This is a genomic window from Lancefieldella sp. Marseille-Q7238 (genome assembly GCF_949152215.1).
Taxonomy (GTDB): domain Bacteria; phylum Actinomycetota; class Coriobacteriia; order Coriobacteriales; family Atopobiaceae; genus Lancefieldella.
In genome coordinates, this window is record NZ_OX424407.1 from 1,280,718 (window position 1) to 1,297,975 (window position 17,258).

Consider the following 17,258-nt stretch of genomic DNA (forward strand, 5'->3'; position numbering starts at 1 on the left):
CTTGTGGTACGGATGGCGCCTGCGGGAAAGCGGCAGTGCAAGGGGGAAAGCGAAACGCGGATGCGCCTGAATTTCCCGAGGGGTGCTTGCGGCTATCGGAAAAGTTTTCGCGGCCCTTGCGCTAGAGCGACCGTGAGCGAGTCTTCGCTCCCAAGGCGAGACGGGGCAGGGCATGCGTGGAGGCTGCCTGTGGGAATGTGGCGATGAGGTTTGCTGCGAGGTGCTGTGTTCCTGTGTGCTGGGCGTCTGTTGCTGGCTTCGTTGGATGATGCGGAGGCTCGCATGGACGTTGTGTGTCGCGCGGTGGTCATGCCCATGAGGTGCCCGGGGTGCTTCGTGCCGTCGCGGCGTGCCCGCTGTGGCGTGTGGAGGCCTCGGCGTCCGTTATGGCATTGTGTCCGGTTGTGGGCTGGGGAAGTTGCTCCGCTACCACGCTACTCGTCTCGACGGGAGATTGACCCATGCGGCTGTCCCTGTCTTCGGGCTCGGAGTAGGGCGGATTGGTAAGGTGGGCATAAAGAAGACCCGCCAGTGTGCATGCTCGAAAGCAGAGGCAAGGCGGGTTTACTGGTTACAGTCTATTACATTCCAACAAGTGTGGGGTGGGTCACGCTACCTTGGCATCTTCTTGGGATTCTCGACCTTCCAGAGTGTCTCGGGATTTACGGCGGCGGCCTTCGCCATCGTTTCGTCCGGGAAGATAAGCTCTGGGTGATAGTCTCCACTTGTAAGGTGCTCAAGGTATATCCGCTCTACATCCGTCCTAGGAAGGATCCAGTCTGCTATGAAGCGCTTGGCATCATCCATGAGGGAACCGAGCGTCGGACGCTTGGCCGATGAGCGCAACATGGGGTAGAGCTGGTCTGCGAGCTCGGAAAGTCTGTCCGCGAAGCGCTGCACCCTGCCCTCGAACGGCTTCGGGAAGCATGCGGAGAGCGAGGCGTAGTAGAGCGCGAGCCGGTGTGCCACTTCTTGCTCATCGGGTTCGAACGACTCGTAGACGCTCAGCAGGTTGGAGACGTCGTAGAGGTCGCGGACCTTCACGCGGTCGAAGAACGCCTTTACCTTGCCGGAGGCAAGCTCGGCGTCCGCGAACGTGCGGACCTTGGTACCCGGCCTCACGGGCGTCTCGCGCACGACGGGAGGCAGGATGGGCGAGCGGTTCATGTAGATGCTCGACCTTCACAGGGTCGACTCCCCAGTCTCCACGATAGCGAAGGAGAAAAGTGCGCCCAGCATGCCCGCCGGGGTGTGGCTCTACCGCATAGCCCAGCGCTCGTGCTACGGCCTCTATGCCCGCCTCGATACGTGGCCTGTCGACAAGCATGTCCTCGCGCAAGACGCTTCCGATGTAGGAGACGTCGATGTCCACCGAGAGCCTTGGCACGTCGAGCATGAAGAGGTTGATGGCCGTGCCGCCGTGGAGCGCCAGCTTGCTCTTGAGGGCGGGGTGACGTTCCATCTCGTCCAGGAGGTCGAGCAGGCGTTCGACCTTGTCCACGGTCCTCGGCTCGAACTCGTTGGTGCTCATGATGTCCATGAGAGGACCTCCTCTTCCGTCTCAGGAAGGCAGAGCCTCCAGCGGCTGCTCCAGTCCTTCGTTTCTTTTGCTTTTGGGTCAAGCCTGTAAGGCCCTTTTCCGAGACGGCCTTCCAGCTCGCTCAGGACATCTTCGTTAACGTTCCAATTCTCACGCTTCGTCTCGAGGAGCCATCCTACCCGGGAGAGCGCCGAGGAAGACGCATCCTTTAGGGTTTCGAGCAGCGCTTCCAAGTCGAGGTAGGGGAACGCCGAGCAGGACCGCACGACCTCCTCCACACCGCCAGCTCTTCCGGGGTGCATCAGGCAGTCAACGAGCGTTTGCTCGCGCGTGGTTACCCTGACTGTGCCATAGGACTTGGAGCGCATAGCCTGTGTCTGCGGACTATCGTCAGTGTCGTATGGGATGTAGCGGACGCCTCCGTACTCGAATGGTGAGCGTACCTTTGTGGACCTGAAAGCGCACTCGAAGCCGACGTTGTGGGCGACGCCGTGGGCGACGAGGGCGGAGTGGTACGAGACCACGGCCTTGGGGTCGGCGACCCTGGCAACGAGGAACGGGTCGGGCACCTCGCCGGTATACTTGCCGGTCTTGGACACGTAGACGCCCCGACGCACGCGCTCGACCTCTCCTGACTTGAGGGCACGCTGCAGCTGCGTCCGCGCCGTCCCCCAGGTGGCGACCGTGCGAAGGTCGTCCGCGGTGAACACCTGGTGCGATTCTATGTACTCCTTGAACTTCATACTGATGAATTATAGTAGAAGTGCATACAAATTGTACTCATTTCTATGTGTTTATATCAGTAACTCACAGCATTCCGCTCACATCCATCGCGAGACGGCACGGAAGAGCCGGCGTACGAAGCGCAAGACGAGCCTAAAGACGCCCATGTCTAGTCCCTTCTCCTCTGCGGCGGTGAGCGTCCTCATGATCTCGTCCGTCACAGGGTTGGTGTGCGAGAGGGCTGCCTCTCGTTGGTTGCCGTTTCACTACGCCAAGCTCCCCATAAGCGCTTAAAAACACAGACTGGTAACTACCATTTGACAGAGTTTCAATCGGGCAATTGATATAACGACTTTTTTCACGCAATAATGGTTATTAGGATTTTGACAAAAACTGCTAACGACACGTTTCTGTTCTTAGCGTTGCAAGACCAACTGTAATGACACTTTCAATTCGTAAAAAGTTATTAAACGTCATAATGTGTACATAGCGGTAGTAAAATGAAGGCAGTGGAGTTAAAGATTCCAGAGATGTGTGAAGTAAAATCCACAGTTCAATGGTATGCCGCTTGTGTTGTGGATTGACCAGATTTATGGCAAAACGACTTCTAACCCGCTCATAACCAAAAGGTCACAGATCCAAATTTTATCCACACAAGTAAAATTCATATCTTAATATACCTGGTATTATCGCCCGCTTGTTGAAGTACTCGAATCCGACTTCAGTAAAGCTGTAGTATAGCGGAAGTTAGTAATGCATATTGATGCTATATTCAGTGATACTCACTAATGCTTGGCGCACCAACCATCAAGACCAGCTGATACTATAAAGCAACTACGTTTTAGTAATGAGTGCTTAGGAGAGAGTATGGACAATATCGTCTTTTTCAAACAGACGGCCGAGGCTGTTGAGAGGAGGGAGTATCCATTCTCTCATTCTTCCGAAGAGCAGAATACGGCAGTGTATTTTTCGGAAAAGGAGGTCAAACACCTCGTCGCCAAACCAGAGAGAATCGTACCGTTCTCAATAGGAGGACGCACTGTTTTTACCGTTGAGAACGTCGATTCCTTTGAAGCGGCAAGATCCATGCGCGAGCGATGGCCACAAAGCATCTTCTCGGATTTCAAGGAACCCCTGGTGCTCAACTTTGCAAATCCCTACACGCCGGGTGGAGGCGTACTGAACGGCGCGAAGGCCCAGGAGGAAGACCTTTGCAGACGGTCAACTCTCTACGGCTCTCTAACCTCGCCGACGGCATTCGAATTCTATTCAGAGAACAAGGACGCAAACGGCTGCGAGTTCACTGATGCTGCTATCCTCAGCCCTTGCGTCGAAGTGTTTAGGGATTCAGATGGTAATTTCTTGGACGAGCCGTTCGACGTGGCGGTTCTTACCATGGCTGCTCCATATATGCCTGGCCTTACGAACAGGAAACCTGCAGAGATTTTTGATCTGTTCAAGTCGAGAATCCTAGGCATGTTTCATATCGCCATCGAGAACGGGTACGAATGCCTGGTGCTCGGAGCATGGGGATGCGGCGCGTTCGGTAACGATCCTCAGCTGGTCTCCCGTGTGTTCTTTGAGGCGCTTAAAGAGATTCGCGGCGCATCCCATAATGGGCGCGCTGAAGGCCCGGGCTGCAGTTCCCTTTTCAGGCACATATGCTTTGCGGTTCTTGATAGATCGCCCGATCAGATGAACTACCTCTCCTTCAAGGGCAGGTTCGACCTGTTTTACAAAGACGAAGACGATGCTGAAGTCGCAGAAGTGCAGGAGTGTATCAAGCAGAATGAGAAGTACCTCGGTAAGTATCAAGGTTGCCTACTCGGGGGAGCCGCGGGCGACGCGCTCGGGTACGCGATCGAGTTCATGTCCGACTCCGAGATTAGAAAACGCTATGGTACGAAGGGCATTCTGAAATACGACCGCGAGTTCTTCGGAGGTGACGCCCGATTCTCCGACGACACCCAGATGACGCTGTTCACCGCTACGGGGATTCTCTATGGCACAACGAGAGGCGCGCTGCGCGGCATAATGGGACATCCCAGCACGTATGTTCACATGGCATACCTCGACTGGCTCAAGACCCAAGAACCGAGCTTCGAGGGGAATCCGAACATAACTTGGCTACTTGCCATCCCGGAATTTCATCGCAGGATGGCGCCGGGAAGCACCTGTCTCAGCGCTCTTAGGAGCGGGGATTCGGGGTCGACCGAACACCCGATTAACGACAGCAAAGGATGTGGAGGGGTGATGCGGGTTGCCCCGGTGGGTCTGTTCTTCGGTGAGAGGCCCGAGTACTGCGTAGAGTGCGCCGCAGAAATCGCCGCGCTCACGCATGGCCATCCCTTGGGCTATATCTCAGCAGGGGCGTTTGCCTACATCGTTGCGCGCTGTGCCTTTGAGATTGACGAGAAGAGCAAGCATCGCCAACGCGAGCTTAAGAAGATTATTGATGACTGCTGCGCCAAGCTGCCCAAATGGTTTCCTGAACACCCCAATGCGGCCAAGTATCAAGCAGAGCTCCTTCAGAAGGCGATGGAACTTGCAAAATCTGGTGAATGGAGCTGTCGAAATATATGCGAAATCGGCGGCGGATGGGTCGGGGAGGAGGCCCTTGCGATCGCGGTCTACGCGTGTATGAGACACGCTAACGACTTCTCTGCTGCCATCAAGGTGGCTGTGAACCACGATGGCGATAGTGATTCGACGGGCGCAATATGCGGCAACATCATGGGGGCGATGCTCGGGATTGAAAGCATCGACCGCGAATGGGCAGAGGGCCTAGAGATGAACGACCTAGTCCTTGAGGTGGCAAAAGACCTCTGCGATGATTGTCAGATGAAAGAATTCGGCCACTATGTCGATGAGAAATGGATAGCAAAGTATAGCGGGTCGTCGATGGGTACCATCGCAATCAACGATTACCTCAGAGGAGAAACGCGCCTTTCAAATCAAGAGGGCGTGTCTGATCCATTCGACAACCTCATGTCATGAAGAACTTTATGGGCTGCGCTCGAATGTTCTTTGTTGACGAAGACCCATTCAAGCACATCAGTAAAGATAGGTTCACTCAAGCGTGTCTTCGAAGCTTGCAATATCTCTGCCAGTGAGCTTACCTTCGAGATGCCAGTAGGTGCTGAGCATGAGTACTGAGGTTCTTTGACGCGAATTTGCGCTTGGCTTTTAATAATGCTACAGGCGTGGATAGATGAGCTGTGCGCCTTTATGACGTTCGATCCAAAAGAGATAACATTGGACAAAAGCACTTGGTAAGGACTCTATTACTATCTATGAGCGATAGGGTCCTAGATGTAGCTAGAGACTTGTCAGCAGCTTGTGCAATTCAAATTGGTTGAGATAGCGGCTCTTTTTTGGCCTCGGAGCTTTTCCCTTGACTATGGCTTTCCTTGTGGGATCCCTTGAAATAAGCCCTTCGTCAACGGCATCAAGTATCGCGCCCTTAAGTAGATGATGAAAATCCATGGTGGTTTGGCGCTCATGGCTTTTTGCATACTGATTCAAAAGATGCTGATAGGCAATTCGATCTATGTTTCCCAACGTAACATCTGGAGCGAGCCTCTCAACCCATGTTAGAGCGAGAAGGTACTTGTTCATAGTTACCTGTCTAACAGCACCTTCCTTGTAAACGGCAATCCATTCTTTGTAATACGTTTTGAAGGCATCGTCTTTTGATAGTTCACTTAACATTTGGCGATCATCTCCCTTGTATTTAGGCGGCTCTCGAAGGGAGACTTAAGAGTATCAGTATAGATAAAGGTATTGCTGTGCATTACGCTGATGAAGGGTGATGAGGGAGTCGAGGTGAGAGAAGAAGACATTGATTTGGTACTGTTCATCTCGACAGGGGACTCTAAATTCAAATTCGGTCAGCGTCGGAAGGCGAATTGAATCTACTGTTGCTTTGGCTGTATTTTCTAATGCATGCTTCTTAAAACCATACATCATTGAATACATCGCAAATTTTGCGTCAACATCAACAAAATCAGAAATCTTATAAACTCGCTGGTGATAGTCAAATTTCCCATTAATGTAGTGAAATATTTCTCCAAGACGCCCTTCTCCTGGAACGAGAATTGCTTCACCATCAAAAAGATATCGGTTACTTCTTTCAACCTTATCCGAACGTACAAAAAACGGATATAGTCCGTTTGGCACAGCATCCTGTAGATCACTGTCGCCAGTTTTAATATTTGCCACATCTCCCAACTTACGCTGTTCCCAAGGATGAGTTCTGGATTGCTATTTTCTCGAATCATGCTGGTAGAATGTCGGAGTTTTCTAGTAAAATGCCATGAAGATACAACGTATTCATACGAACACGAACAGAGGAGGCCTATGAGTAAGAAACTGTTTACCCGCCGCTCTTTTACCGGATTAGCTGCAGTAACCACTATGAGCTTTCTTACCGGTTGTAATGGTCCAATTATGCAGGTTCTTAATGGGCCGGCTTCAGATGAGAATCAAGAGAGCTCTCAAACCAAAAATCAAGATCAGGGGAGCGAACAAGAAAGAGTCCTTGCTGCTTGGAATGCAACACCGTTTGTAGAGAAGCCGGACAATCCAACACTGGACGGAGATATCAACAAAATTATCGTTGGTGTATGGCAAATTGACACCGCTATCGGAGCCGGAGACAAAGCTGGTAAAACCTACGATCACGCAGGCATGCTTAACCAGGCATACCATGACGGCACCGTTCCTCACTACATTTTTAAGAGCGATGGCACCCATGAGCTGCATCATTTCGACGGCAAAGTAGATCATGGTACATGGACTTCCAAAGGTGATTCAGCCATTTCGTGTGTCTATGAGGAAGATGGAACAACGGATGAGTGGAGTTACGATCAAGAAGCACAACGACTCAAGTTTGAAGGTAAATCTGCTATCTCAAGTTATCAAAAACTAAGCGACAATCCCAAAGATACCTCCCAAATTGCCTATATTGACGGTAACGTTGTCAACTTTGCTGCAACAATACCAGGCGTATGGGAGCTCATAAGTCTCCATCGTATTAACTCGGATGAACCTGATTTAAGTACAGAGGACGTCAAATCTAATATTAAGAAGACCGGAACGAGCTATTTCTTCTCGGTGCATAAAAATGGCTTTTGTGCCCTTTTCTATCCAAGCGGACGAGTCCTGCCAAGCAGAATTGAAGCAGAGAGCTCCTCTGATGATGGTCTGACTTACCCCATGATTGTTGCGGCATCAGATCAGTTTGAAAACGTTGAAGAGGCTTCTCTTCAGGCGCATCCACAGCACCCAACAACTATCTACGTCAAGCTCAAGGATGCAGAACTGCTCTTTCAACATCTCAATCATCGTGAAGATGACTTTGGCGATATTTCTTATGCTCCAAAAGCGTCGTTCCCGTGGCACCTCGATAAGCTTGGCAAGCCATCATCTAAGTCGGATAGTAGCGATTCCAATTCTTAATCTTCGGGCGGTGCAAAAGAAGCATCTTCGGACACAGGGTAGCGTTCGTCTCAGGAAAATTCATCAGAGTGCAGATTTTTGTACTTCTCAACAATGGAACAATTTCAAAAAGGTCTTTAAAAAGTCTTGCGCTTGTTCCAACAATGGTATTTAATACTAATAGAAATAGTAATAGTAATCATTACTATTTCTATTAGTGATGGGACGAAATACACAGGGAGCCATAGGTGGCCCGGAAAGGTATAGAAAGACAATCATGAGGTACAGCAGGCAGCGAGAGGCTATTCGGTCATATGTGGAAGGTCGTCACGATCATCCGACTGCTGACAGCGTATATGCCGCAGTCCGAGAAGAGCTTCCAAACATTAGTCTTGGCACGGTGTATCGCAATCTCATGCAGCTTGTTGATGCTGGAGAGTTGCAAGTGGTCAATACCGGAGATAGTGTTTCTCGCTTTGATCCGATGACGTGCGAGCACGCGCACTTTCGGTGCCAAAAATGCGGCAAAGTCATGGATGTCAAAGGCCCTGTTCTTGCTGACTTGACAGCTCTTACAAAAGACTCATACGGCAAGATCAACTCATATGCGCTTTGCTTTACCGGTATCTGCAATGATTGCCTTGCTCATCGTTCCAAATCTTGTGGCAGTAATGACTAACCTTTGAAAGGGGTAGCTATGATTAACGAGAAACTCAACCAGCTTTTGTCCGACTATGCGGTGGAGGCGCATAAAACTCACAATTTCCATTGGTATGTGAAGGGTCCGACGTTTTTCCAAGTGCACACTCTTCTCGATGATGTGTACGGCGCGATGTATGATCAGATTGATGAGGTAGCTGAGCTCATTCTTATGAATGATGGTACGCCGCTTGCCTCTATGGCGGAATACATTAAGAATTCTCATCTTGAAGAAGCTGCAGATGGCTATAAGGATCCTGCTGAAATTTTCTCTGCCATTCTCGCCGATTATGAGAAGATTCGCAGCTTTGCCGCGGAGATTAAGAAAGATGCGGATGCAGAGGATAACTATCTAGTTTCTGCTGCAATGGATGAGCATATTGCCGCTCTCTCCAAGACTATCTGGATGATTAAACAGTCCCAGAAGTAATAAGAGATAAAACGCTATCTTTGGGTGTCGTCGGTTTGTCCAGCGACACCCATTTTGTTTTAGCCACCCTTTGTGGACGAATTGACAAATAGCCGGTTATTAGGAAAAGGCGTTCGAATAAGCTGAGAATACATGTATCGTGGCGTTATGCGATTTCAACAGTGCCGGTAGGAAGACTGGCGATGAGTTTGAGGCTTCCTCCAAGAGCAGCGATGTACTTTCTTAAAGAGTCGATACTCATTGCTCCCATATCGCCATTTTCCATACGAGAAATACGATTCTGAGAAACTCCAATAGATTCAGCAAGTTCCACTTGGGTCATCTCACTTGCTTTTCGAGCTTCACGAAGATTGAATGCTTCTATGACAGAGAAAGTCTGTTGGCGAGCAGCAGCCATTTGATCTTTAGTAATACCGCGCTTTGCTATATAGTCTTGTAAGTTAGCCATTATGCACTCCTATTGTCTTCAGGTGCTCCTGGTAAATCTGTTCCGCTTTTGGAATGGATACCTTGTACCAGGAGTTCCATATCTTGCTTCCTTTTGATGGACTATATAGCCTATAGGCTATATTTTCAATAGATATGTATAGGTACTCTGCTAACAGAAACAATCTCTGTCTATTAAGACGTTTTAAATTCAAAGCGGGGGTGGGAGAAGACAGTATTCATTAAACATGAATATATGTGCATACGTTCAGAAAAAGTGCTACACTCAAGTTGCAAAGAAACTCTTGGAACCCTTGTTGCTTTGTGGTTTTGAAAGGAAGCGTTATGGAACGAGAAGCTAAAGTCAAACTTGGACGTATCATCGCATCGGCAATCATGCTGGTTATCGCCCACATTATCGCTACGGATACACAGCCTCTTTGGCAGCAGCTTCTCATCTATCTGCCGGCCTATCTGGTCGCCGGTTATGACGTTGTGCTTGAGGCGTTTGAGAGCATTGCGGAAGGCGACGCGTTCAGCGAAGACCTGCTGATGAGCATTGCTACCATCGGCGCGCTCGTTATCGGCTTTGTGTCCAATGGTACCCCGATGTTTCCCGAGGCTGTCTTTGTCATGCTGTTTTTCCAGGTGGGAGAGCTGTTTGAGGACATGGCAGAAGACAACAGCCGTCGATCCATTGCCAAGATGATGGATATTCGGCCTGATACCGCAACGGTCATTCGAGACGGCAAAGAGCTCACAGTTAATCCCGCGGAGCTCGAGCTGGACGAGATTATCGTCATCAAGGCGGGGGACCGGGTACCGGTTGATGCTGAAATTGTTGAAGGATCAACCAGCCTTGATACTGTTGCTCTGACAGGGGAGAGCGTCCCGCGTACCGCAGGCGTTGGCGACGCTGTTATTTCTGGATGCGTCAATCTATCCGGCGTGGTGTGCGCTCGCGTGACGCATCTGCTGAGTGAATCCACGGCAACGCGCATTATCAATCTTGTTGAAAACGCCAACGAGAACAAGTCGAGAAGTGAAAGCTTTATCAGAAAATTTGCTCGTATATACACGCCTATCGTAGTATTTTCCGCCATTGCACTGGCGTTTCTTCCGCCGCTTGTGACTGGTAATTTCTACAATAACTTTGCTACATGGCTGGTGCATGCGCTGACATTTCTCATTGTTTCGTGCCCCTGCGCGCTGGTGGTGTCTGTTCCTCTGACATTTTTTGGCGGCATCGGCGCAGCCTCCAAGCAGGGCGTGCTCATCAAAGGTTCCAACTATATCGACACGCTTGCCGCGCTTAAGACCGTCACGTTTGACAAAACAGGCACGCTTACTGAAGGTGTCTTTAAGGTCATGGCAGTTCATCCGGATTCTATCGATGAGACGGCTCTTTTGCACCTGGCCGCCCATGTTGAGCGACATTCTACGCATCCTATCGCCGCTGCTCTGCGCGCTGCCTATCCCAATGAAGACGATGATTGCAAAGTCTCTGAAGCCACTGAAATTGCTGGCAGGGGAGTGACGGCGCAGGTCAACGACACAACGGTAGCGGTGGGCAACTGCGCACTCATGCAGGACGTGGGCGCGGTAACGCACGAATGCTCTCATCGCGACATCGGCACCGTCATTCATGTGGCGGTCGATGGTGAATATATGGGTCACATCGTTATTTCCGACCGAGAAAAAGAGGACGCGCGGGCTTCTGTTGCCACTATCAAGCAGGCAGGCGTTTCTCGTGTCGTCATGCTGACGGGCGACAGAGAGGAAGTTGCCGCTGATATGGCGCAGCGCCTTGGTATTGACGAGTATCGCTCTGAGCTTTTGCCGCAGGATAAGGTGGCTGCGGTTGAGACGCTTCTTGCCGAGAAGCCCGCCGGCTCCACGCTGGCGTTTGTCGGTGACGGCATCAATGACGCTCCCGTACTTGCTCGCGCCGACGTGGGTGTCGCCATGGGTGTCTTGGGGTCCGACGCCGCCATAGAGGCTGCTGATGTCGTGCTTATGGACGACTCGCTCGGAAAAGTCGCGACGGCTATTCGGCTTGCGCGAAAGACACTTGCCATTGCCCGCCAAAACATCGTCTTTGCCATTGGCGTGAAAGTGGCGATTCTCGTGCTTGCGGCATTTGGTTTGGCTCCGATGTGGCTGGCGGTTTTTGGCGATACGGGCGTGCTCATCCTCGCGGTACTCAACGCTTCAAGGGCGCTTCGCATCAAATAAGCTGTTCCAGTGGCCGCGCATCGGGGCGTATCAGGCAAGTTGCGCGAGGCACAGTAGGCGCGCGGCTTGTAGCCGCTCGAAGTGCGACTAGTTGCACATTCGGTTGCACTGCTAGTTATGGCTCTTGCGGCACGTTTCGCCAGTGACGATGACCCTTTTTATGCTTGCGGTTGATCATATTCTGGATGGTGCTCTCCATGCCGTGCGGCAGGTATGAGAGCGATTCAAGATCTTCCGGCAGATAGTCTACAAGGCTGTCATGTTCGGTGGGCAAGAAATGCTCAGGGGCCTCTCCCGGTGTAATGCAAAATCCCAGCACCTTAGCGCCCTGAGCACCCAGTCGCCTCTCGTATTCTGAAGGGATATCGTCGGAGAATGCTTCCTGGACATCGCGCGTTTGCCACAAAAACCTGTACCCCGCTGCTTCCACCTGTTCGAGTGAGAAATCGTAGAGCGGCTGACTGTCAGTTTTAAGCCGTACGATGCCGCCTTTTACCAGTACGTTTCTATACTGCATGAGGCGCTCGGAATTGGTAACACGCAGATGTGCCTGACGTTTGCGCGGAAATGGCGTGGGAAAGTTGATGTAGATGGCGTCAACTTCGGCGGGTGCAAAATAGGCGTCCAACTTCATGCCGGTTCCGGGGACCACCACCGCATTTGTAAGTCCTGTCTCGTCTATGTGGCCGGCGGCATATACGACACATATGGGTTCGGTATCGATAGCGACAAAGAGCGCATCGGGATGAGCCTTGGCCATGGCGCAGGTAAACAGTCCTTTTCCACAGCCTAAGTCAATGCAGACACGGGAGAAGGGCGCCGCGCCCACAGGCGCGCACGCTTCGGCCCAATGACCTCGCAGAGATTCAGGGTTCTTCTCGATAACGTCGGCGTAGCGTTCAAGACGCTCTTCAAGGTCAAAGGTTTTTGGCAGGCGGGCGTGCAATCCGTGCATAGAGATCCTAAAGCAGCTGATCGAGCGTGTTGCCATAGGGCGGCAAGAATTCGGTCAGGAAGTCTTGCACCTCAGGCAGCTCCCGTGCCATGTTCTCAACGATGGTGCGCGTAGAAGCCTTGGCGGTTGCGAATTCAGCGTTGCCCGCCTGCGCCTCATCGATGCACTTGATGAGGGCAGAGAGTTTGTCCGCCGCCTTGATAAGTTTCAGCAGGTAGGCCTCATCGGCGTCCGCGGGCTGTTGTTGGCTGAGGATCTTCTGATACACGGGGCGCAAATCGTCGGGAAGCGTACTCAAAAGCGTTTTTTGCGCGGTATCTTCTACGCGATGATACGCGTCACGAATCTCCGCATTGGCATACTTGACTGGCGTTGGCATATCGCCCGTGATAATTTCGGAGGCGTCATGGTAGAGACCGATAAGTGCCGCGCGGTCCGCATCCAAGTGCCTGCCGTAACGGACATTTCCCAATGTAGCAAGACAATGGGCAATGAGAGCCACGTCAAGCGCATGCTCCGAAAGGTTTTCGGGGCGAGAATTGCGCATGAGTGCCCATCGCTCGATGTAGCGCATGCGAGAGATAATCGCAAAGAAACTCGATGTCTGCACGATTACAAGCCCCTAGTCCTCGTCGGAAATGAACTGCAGCGCCGACATGAGCGAAGGCACAACCTGCTTTTTGCGGCTGACGACGCCCGGCAGAACCGCAATGCCGCCATCGGGTGTTACGTTAAAGGCGCGTTCAAGCACTTCTTCGGCGCCGGCGCCGTAATAGAGCATCTCCGTGACCTGGCTTTTAACATCGGTGAACATGTAAAAAATCATGGGCAGCTCTTCGGCTTCTGCAGCGGTCTTGAGGAAGGGACCAACCAGCGCTTCTGCGGCTTTCCGGCTATTCTCGGTCATGAACGAGCCCTGTCCAACGCCAAACTTGGCGTTGCCGCGGCTGAAGACCTTGTAATCACTGTGGAAGACTTCCTCCGCGGTGCGACCCGTAAGATCTGCGCCCGCGTCAAACATCTTCTCGGAATAGCTCTCAATGTCCTCACCGCAGATGCCAGCGAGCGCCTTGCCCGCGTTGACATCAATCGGCGTGCAAGTGGGCGAGCGGAACGCCAGCGTGTCGGAAAGAATTGCTGAGAGCATGAGACCGGCGATATTCTTGGGAATCTCAACGCCGTATTCACGGTAGAGTCCATAGAGGATAGTGCAGGTGCAACCTACAGGGACGTTACGGAATGTGATGGGATTGGTGGTCTCAACCGAACCAATGCGGTGGTGGTCAACAATCTCCATGATTTCGGCCTGGTCAAGTCCGTTGACCGCCTGAGTGCGCTCATTGTGGTCTACCAGAATAACGTGCTTTTTACGCACTTTCAAAAGACCCGGCGAGCTGATAAGACCAGCGTAGGCGCCGTTTTCATCCAAGACGGGGAAGAAACGGTGGCGAGACTTCGCCATTGCCTTGCGAGCGTCATCGATAGAGGTGTTGACACTGAACTTGAGGATGTCATTAGTGAGCATCTTGGACTTTACCGGTACGGCCATAGTCAGTAGCCGAGCGACTTCAAACGTGTCGCGCGGCGTGGTAATGACGGCGCATCCCGCTTGCTGGGCTGCAGCAATGACGTCATTATCAACCTTACCATCGCACGATACAATCAGACAGGACGCGCCCTGTTTGATTGCAAGAAGTTGGTTTTCGTGATTTCCGGCGACTACAACAATATCGCCTTTTCCGACGATTTCCGTCATGCTGAGCGCACAGGTGCCTATGCGGATGCTGCCTTGTGAAACATAGTTGTCAGGATCTCCTACCAGCATAGACCCGCTCAAGGTAGAGATGATATTTTTGTAGCTGGTATGCGTCTCGGAAAGCATCTTCGATTCCATGAGACCCATATTGGCGTTTGCGATGTCTTTGACAGCAATAAGACCCTCAAGATGGTTGGCATCATCGGTGACAACAAGCGTGTCCAACTTGACATCTTGCATGAGGTTCCATGCGTTATAGAGACTCATATTGCCATCCACCTTGGGCTGCTCCTGGATCTCGGCATCTTTGATCTGCGGAGTTACTGTCGTAATCAGCTGCGGCTCCTCAAAGCCAAAATGCTTGAGGACAAAGGCGGTCTCGCGATTGAGTGTGCCCGCGCGGCGCGCTTCGTAGATAGGACTGTCAATCTGATTCTTGAGATACGCATAAGAAATGGCCGCGCAAATGCTGTCTGTATCGGGGTTCAGGTGACCAATAACATTAACCTTACGGATTGCTTCGGGCATGATCCCTCCTCGGTAAAAGCGTTTTATTTGATATGAGTGTACCCGCTTACCCACGCTCTGTCGCTGATGTATTTAAAAAGGATGAAGTAGCTGTGAACTGATACGATGTATATGTCTTTCTGGAATGTATAGACCAATGCAATTGTCTACAATGAGCCTGTAAGTTCATGCGGTTTTAAGCAGGAGATTTTGAGCAAGTCAAAGCGATTTTCAGCAAGCGAGAGAAACGGTCGCCGCATCAGCCGTGCGGTGCAGACTCATGCTGTCGACCAGCCTGCCTTAGCAGCACCCAAGCGCGCAACAGTGCCCGCTCGGCTGGCGCGCATTGAGACTCGCATTAAAGTTGAGCTTCTTGTGGTAGTACTTCTCGCCATATGCGCGGCCTACGCCCTGACAATCGCGACAAAGCCCAGCTCAGGGGTGCTTAAGCTCAATGACGGAGCCATTACATACGACGGCGGCCTGCTGCACGGTCGGATGGACGGCAACGGCACAATGACGTTTGATAACGGTGATACCTACACAGGAGAATTCAAGGACGGTGCGTTTAACGGATCGGGTACGTTTACCTCCAAAGACGGCTGGAAGTACGAGGGTAATTTCACCAACGGAGAGCCGGATGGAGAAGGCACGCTTACAACCGAAGACAGCGTAGTCTACCAAGGCACCTTCAAGCAGGGGATATATCAAAGTGCGCATTAAATGGTTTTCATTCGTCCGTATAACGGGACTGCTTCTGGTTCTGGTCTATCACTTCTTCAAGCCCGCTTTGCCCGGCGGCTTTGTGGGTGTCGACGTATTCTTTACATTTTCGGGATACCTTATTACCGCTCTGCTTATCGATGAATTCGCTCGCGAGAAGCGCATAAAATTTGTCGCGTTTTTACGCAGACGCTTCTACCGCATTGTGCCGCCGCTGGTGGGTATGGTGCTTGTAACTACGCCATTGGCTCTCTTGGTTCGTGATGACTTCGCGGCGGGTATCGGGCAGCAGGTTGCCGCTGCCGTCGGCTTTGTGACCAACTATTACGAGATTCTTCTGGGCGGCAGCTATGAGACGCAGTTCGCGCCTCACCTGTTCTTGCATACGTGGAGCCTTGCTGTTGAGATGCACTACTATATCCTTTGGGGAGCGGCTGTTTTCTTGCTGTCAAAGGTCACGAATTCCGCTAAGAGCTTGCGCGTTCGTATTTTTGTCGTTTCAGCGGCGCTGTTTATTGCCAGCTATCTTGCGATGGCGATTGGCGCTCAGGATTCTACAAACCTTTCCATTCAGTATTTCTCCACGCAAACGCACATCTTCCCCTTCTTTGTCGGTTCCGCTCTCGCGTGCTTTGCCGGTATCGCTACAACAAGCGCGAGGTTTACCTCCTTTGTTACAAAATACAATCTCAAACAGGCACTTCTCGCCGCAGCTATCAGCGCGGTAGTACTGTTTGTTCTGGGAGTATTGCTTACGTTTGATGACATCCATACCTACCGATTCGGTTTTCTGCTGGCGTCTTTGGCGGCCGCGACAATGGTCTTGGCAACGCGTGTGCTGCATGAAAAAACCCCTCAAGTTAAAGAGCCAAAGATTGTCTCGTATTTTGCGGATACCAGCTATGGCGTATATCTGTTTCACTGGCCACTCTTTAACTTGCTATCAGAGAAGTTTGACCCCGGCACGTCCGCAGCTATAACTGTGGCGTTGTCGCTGGCGCTTGCGAGCCTGTCGTTTTATGTCATTGAACCGCTTCTGGCCGGTCGCACGTCGTGCGTTTTGGGTCGTACCATCACACTTAAACAGGCCTTGAAACCGCTGAGCGCTGTTGGCGGCCTCTTGTTGGCGGCGACGCTCTATACCTCGGTGACGGCTCCGACAATCAGTTCGTTTCAGCTGAGCAATCTGAGCAATGGCGCTATTCAGGCGGACAACCACATGTCTGTGACGAGAAAGATGGCCGACAGTGCTCAGGCCAGCAACTATAACGTGACTCCCGGTGTGACGTATATTGGCGACTCGGTATCTCTGCGCGCCATTTCATATCTGCAAAAGGCGTTTCCGGAAGCTCAGATTGACGCGACGGTCAGCCGCAATGTGAGCATGGGCGCCGATGTGCTTGAGACCGATATCGCCAACAACGCCGTTATGCAGGATATCGTTGTCGCGTTGGGCACCAACCCTGTCGGCGGGACGGAAGCTATTGACCGTATCGTTGAGATGCTGCCAAAAGGGCACCGCCTCATTTTCGTAACGCCGCACGACGGTCGCCATAACGATCCTTCCTCGGGCGCGGCGGCCATTCGCGCCTATGAGCTGCAGCTCGCCGAGAAGTACGACTATATCTACATCGCTGACTGGCATCAAACGGCCGTTGATCACCCGGAGCTCTGGCCTGGTACTGATAATGTTCACTTTGGCAGCGATTCAGACACCATCAACGCGGGCGGTGAACTTTTTGCCACAACCGTTGCTGACGCGATTGCCAAAGCGGATCAGGGTCCTGTGAAACCGTAGCGGCTTTCGCAGCGGTTTCTTGCGAGG

General features: G+C 51.8%; 14 protein-coding genes and 2 pseudogenes. 7 read left to right on the forward strand and 9 right to left on the reverse strand.

The features are described from left to right. Positions 1-612: 612 nt before the first annotated feature. From QM016_RS05790 to QM016_RS05800, 3 genes and pseudogenes are all read right to left on the reverse strand, one after another. Positions 613-1,167 (reverse strand): nucleotidyl transferase AbiEii/AbiGii toxin family protein, encoded by a 555-nt coding sequence (locus tag QM016_RS05790; RefSeq protein ID WP_282710994.1) that lies wholly within the window; start codon positions 1,165-1,167, stop codon positions 613-615. Between the two features lie 52 nt (positions 1,168-1,219). Beyond that, positions 1,220-1,462: pseudogene (locus QM016_RS05795) on the reverse strand (nucleotidyl transferase AbiEii/AbiGii toxin family protein); the annotation flags it as partial. 65 nt (positions 1,463-1,527) lie between these two features. Next, a complete protein-coding gene (locus QM016_RS05800; protein WP_282711001.1) occupies positions 1,528-2,283 on the reverse strand; it encodes a type IV toxin-antitoxin system AbiEi family antitoxin domain-containing protein in 756 nt (251 codons plus the stop codon). Positions 2,284-3,130: 847 nt separating this feature from the next. On the opposite strand from QM016_RS05800, the gene QM016_RS05805 reads away from it, so the two are divergent. Further along, on the forward strand, positions 3,131-5,260 hold the full coding sequence (locus QM016_RS05805) for a TIGR02452 family protein (protein WP_282711004.1): 2,130 nt from the start codon (positions 3,131-3,133) through the stop codon (positions 5,258-5,260). A 321-nt stretch (positions 5,261-5,581) separates the two neighbouring features. Here QM016_RS05805 and QM016_RS05810 read toward each other — a convergent pair whose 3' ends face one another. Further along, positions 5,582-5,974, reverse strand: a complete 393-nt coding sequence (locus QM016_RS05810; protein WP_282711005.1) for a hypothetical protein — start codon at positions 5,972-5,974, stop codon at positions 5,582-5,584. A 54-nt stretch (positions 5,975-6,028) separates the two neighbouring features. After that, positions 6,029-6,499: pseudogene (locus tag QM016_RS05815) on the reverse strand (restriction endonuclease subunit S); the annotation flags it as partial. Positions 6,500-6,622: 123 nt separating this feature from the next. Between QM016_RS05815 and QM016_RS05820 the strand changes: the two are divergent. The 3 genes from QM016_RS05820 to QM016_RS05830 all read left to right on the forward strand — a co-directional run bounded on the left by QM016_RS05820 (position 6,623) and on the right by QM016_RS05830 (position 8,831). Continuing rightward, the gene (locus tag QM016_RS05820; protein WP_282711006.1) at positions 6,623-7,723 is read left to right on the forward strand and encodes a hypothetical protein; all 1,101 of its coding nucleotides are present in this window, start codon (positions 6,623-6,625) and stop codon (positions 7,721-7,723) included. Positions 7,724-7,979: 256 nt separating this feature from the next. Beyond that, positions 7,980-8,381, forward strand: coding sequence for a transcriptional repressor (locus tag QM016_RS05825; RefSeq protein ID WP_035433684.1), 402 nt, complete (start codon positions 7,980-7,982; stop codon positions 8,379-8,381). An 18-nt stretch (positions 8,382-8,399) separates the two neighbouring features. Further along, positions 8,400-8,831, forward strand: coding sequence for a DNA starvation/stationary phase protection protein (locus QM016_RS05830; protein WP_016477460.1), 432 nt, complete (start codon positions 8,400-8,402; stop codon positions 8,829-8,831). A 145-nt stretch (positions 8,832-8,976) separates the two neighbouring features. On the opposite strand, the gene QM016_RS05835 is transcribed toward QM016_RS05830, so the two are convergent. Beyond that, positions 8,977-9,279: a helix-turn-helix transcriptional regulator gene (locus tag QM016_RS05835; RefSeq protein WP_016477459.1), complete on the reverse strand. Its 303-nt coding sequence runs from the start codon at positions 9,277-9,279 to the stop codon at positions 8,977-8,979. A 323-nt stretch (positions 9,280-9,602) separates the two neighbouring features. Here QM016_RS05835 and QM016_RS05840 point away from each other — a divergent pair, with 323 nt between their 5' ends. After that, positions 9,603-11,492: a heavy metal translocating P-type ATPase gene (locus QM016_RS05840; RefSeq protein WP_282711027.1), complete on the forward strand. Its 1,890-nt coding sequence runs from the start codon at positions 9,603-9,605 to the stop codon at positions 11,490-11,492. Positions 11,493-11,607: 115 nt separating this feature from the next. On the opposite strand, the gene QM016_RS05845 is transcribed toward QM016_RS05840, so the two are convergent. The 3 genes from QM016_RS05845 to QM016_RS05855 are packed head-to-tail and all read right to left on the reverse strand — an operon-like array spanning position 11,608 to position 14,731. Further along, positions 11,608-12,447: a methyltransferase domain-containing protein gene (locus QM016_RS05845; protein ID WP_282711033.1), complete on the reverse strand. Its 840-nt coding sequence runs from the start codon at positions 12,445-12,447 to the stop codon at positions 11,608-11,610. A gap of 7 nt (positions 12,448-12,454) precedes the next feature. Further along, positions 12,455-13,057 carry a 5'-deoxynucleotidase gene (gene yfbR / locus QM016_RS05850; protein WP_282711034.1) on the reverse strand — a complete coding sequence of 201 codons (603 nt, stop codon included), beginning with the start codon at positions 13,055-13,057 and terminating at the stop codon, positions 12,455-12,457. A 12-nt stretch (positions 13,058-13,069) separates the two neighbouring features. Beyond that, positions 13,070-14,731, reverse strand: a complete 1,662-nt coding sequence (locus QM016_RS05855; RefSeq protein ID WP_282711035.1) for a putative manganese-dependent inorganic diphosphatase — start codon at positions 14,729-14,731, stop codon at positions 13,070-13,072. A 189-nt stretch (positions 14,732-14,920) separates the two neighbouring features. On the opposite strand from QM016_RS05855, the gene QM016_RS05860 reads away from it, so the two are divergent. Continuing rightward, positions 14,921-15,433 carry a hypothetical protein gene (locus tag QM016_RS05860; protein WP_016477454.1) on the forward strand — a complete coding sequence of 171 codons (513 nt, stop codon included), beginning with the start codon at positions 14,921-14,923 and terminating at the stop codon, positions 15,431-15,433. Then, positions 15,423-17,231, forward strand: a complete 1,809-nt coding sequence (locus QM016_RS05865) for an acyltransferase family protein (protein WP_016477453.1) — start codon at positions 15,423-15,425, stop codon at positions 17,229-17,231. The genes QM016_RS05860 and QM016_RS05865 overlap by 11 nt, the downstream gene beginning before the upstream one ends. Positions 17,232-17,258 lie beyond the last annotated feature (27 nt).

What these genes read in the sequence shown, in the direction of transcription:
- QM016_RS05790 (WP_282710994.1), bottom strand. Translation starts at nt 1,167, where the DNA reads ATGAACCGCTCGCCCATCCTGCCTCCCGTCGTGCGCGAGACGCCCGTG.
- QM016_RS05800 (WP_282711001.1), bottom strand. Translation starts at nt 2,283, where the DNA reads ATGAAGTTCAAGGAGTACATAGAATCGCACCAGGTGTTCACCGCGGAC.
- QM016_RS05805 (WP_282711004.1), top strand. Translation starts at nt 3,131, where the DNA reads ATGGACAATATCGTCTTTTTCAAACAGACGGCCGAGGCTGTTGAGAGG.
- QM016_RS05810 (WP_282711005.1), bottom strand. Translation starts at nt 5,974, where the DNA reads ATGTTAAGTGAACTATCAAAAGACGATGCCTTCAAAACGTATTACAAA.
- QM016_RS05820 (WP_282711006.1), top strand. Translation starts at nt 6,623, where the DNA reads ATGAGTAAGAAACTGTTTACCCGCCGCTCTTTTACCGGATTAGCTGCA.
- QM016_RS05825 (WP_035433684.1), top strand. Translation starts at nt 7,980, where the DNA reads ATGAGGTACAGCAGGCAGCGAGAGGCTATTCGGTCATATGTGGAAGGT.
- QM016_RS05830 (WP_016477460.1), top strand. Translation starts at nt 8,400, where the DNA reads ATGATTAACGAGAAACTCAACCAGCTTTTGTCCGACTATGCGGTGGAG.
- QM016_RS05835 (WP_016477459.1), bottom strand. Translation starts at nt 9,279, where the DNA reads ATGGCTAACTTACAAGACTATATAGCAAAGCGCGGTATTACTAAAGAT.
- QM016_RS05840 (WP_282711027.1), top strand. Translation starts at nt 9,603, where the DNA reads ATGGAACGAGAAGCTAAAGTCAAACTTGGACGTATCATCGCATCGGCA.
- QM016_RS05845 (WP_282711033.1), bottom strand. Translation starts at nt 12,447, where the DNA reads ATGCACGGATTGCACGCCCGCCTGCCAAAAACCTTTGACCTTGAAGAG.
- QM016_RS05855 (WP_282711035.1), bottom strand. Translation starts at nt 14,731, where the DNA reads ATGCCCGAAGCAATCCGTAAGGTTAATGTTATTGGTCACCTGAACCCC.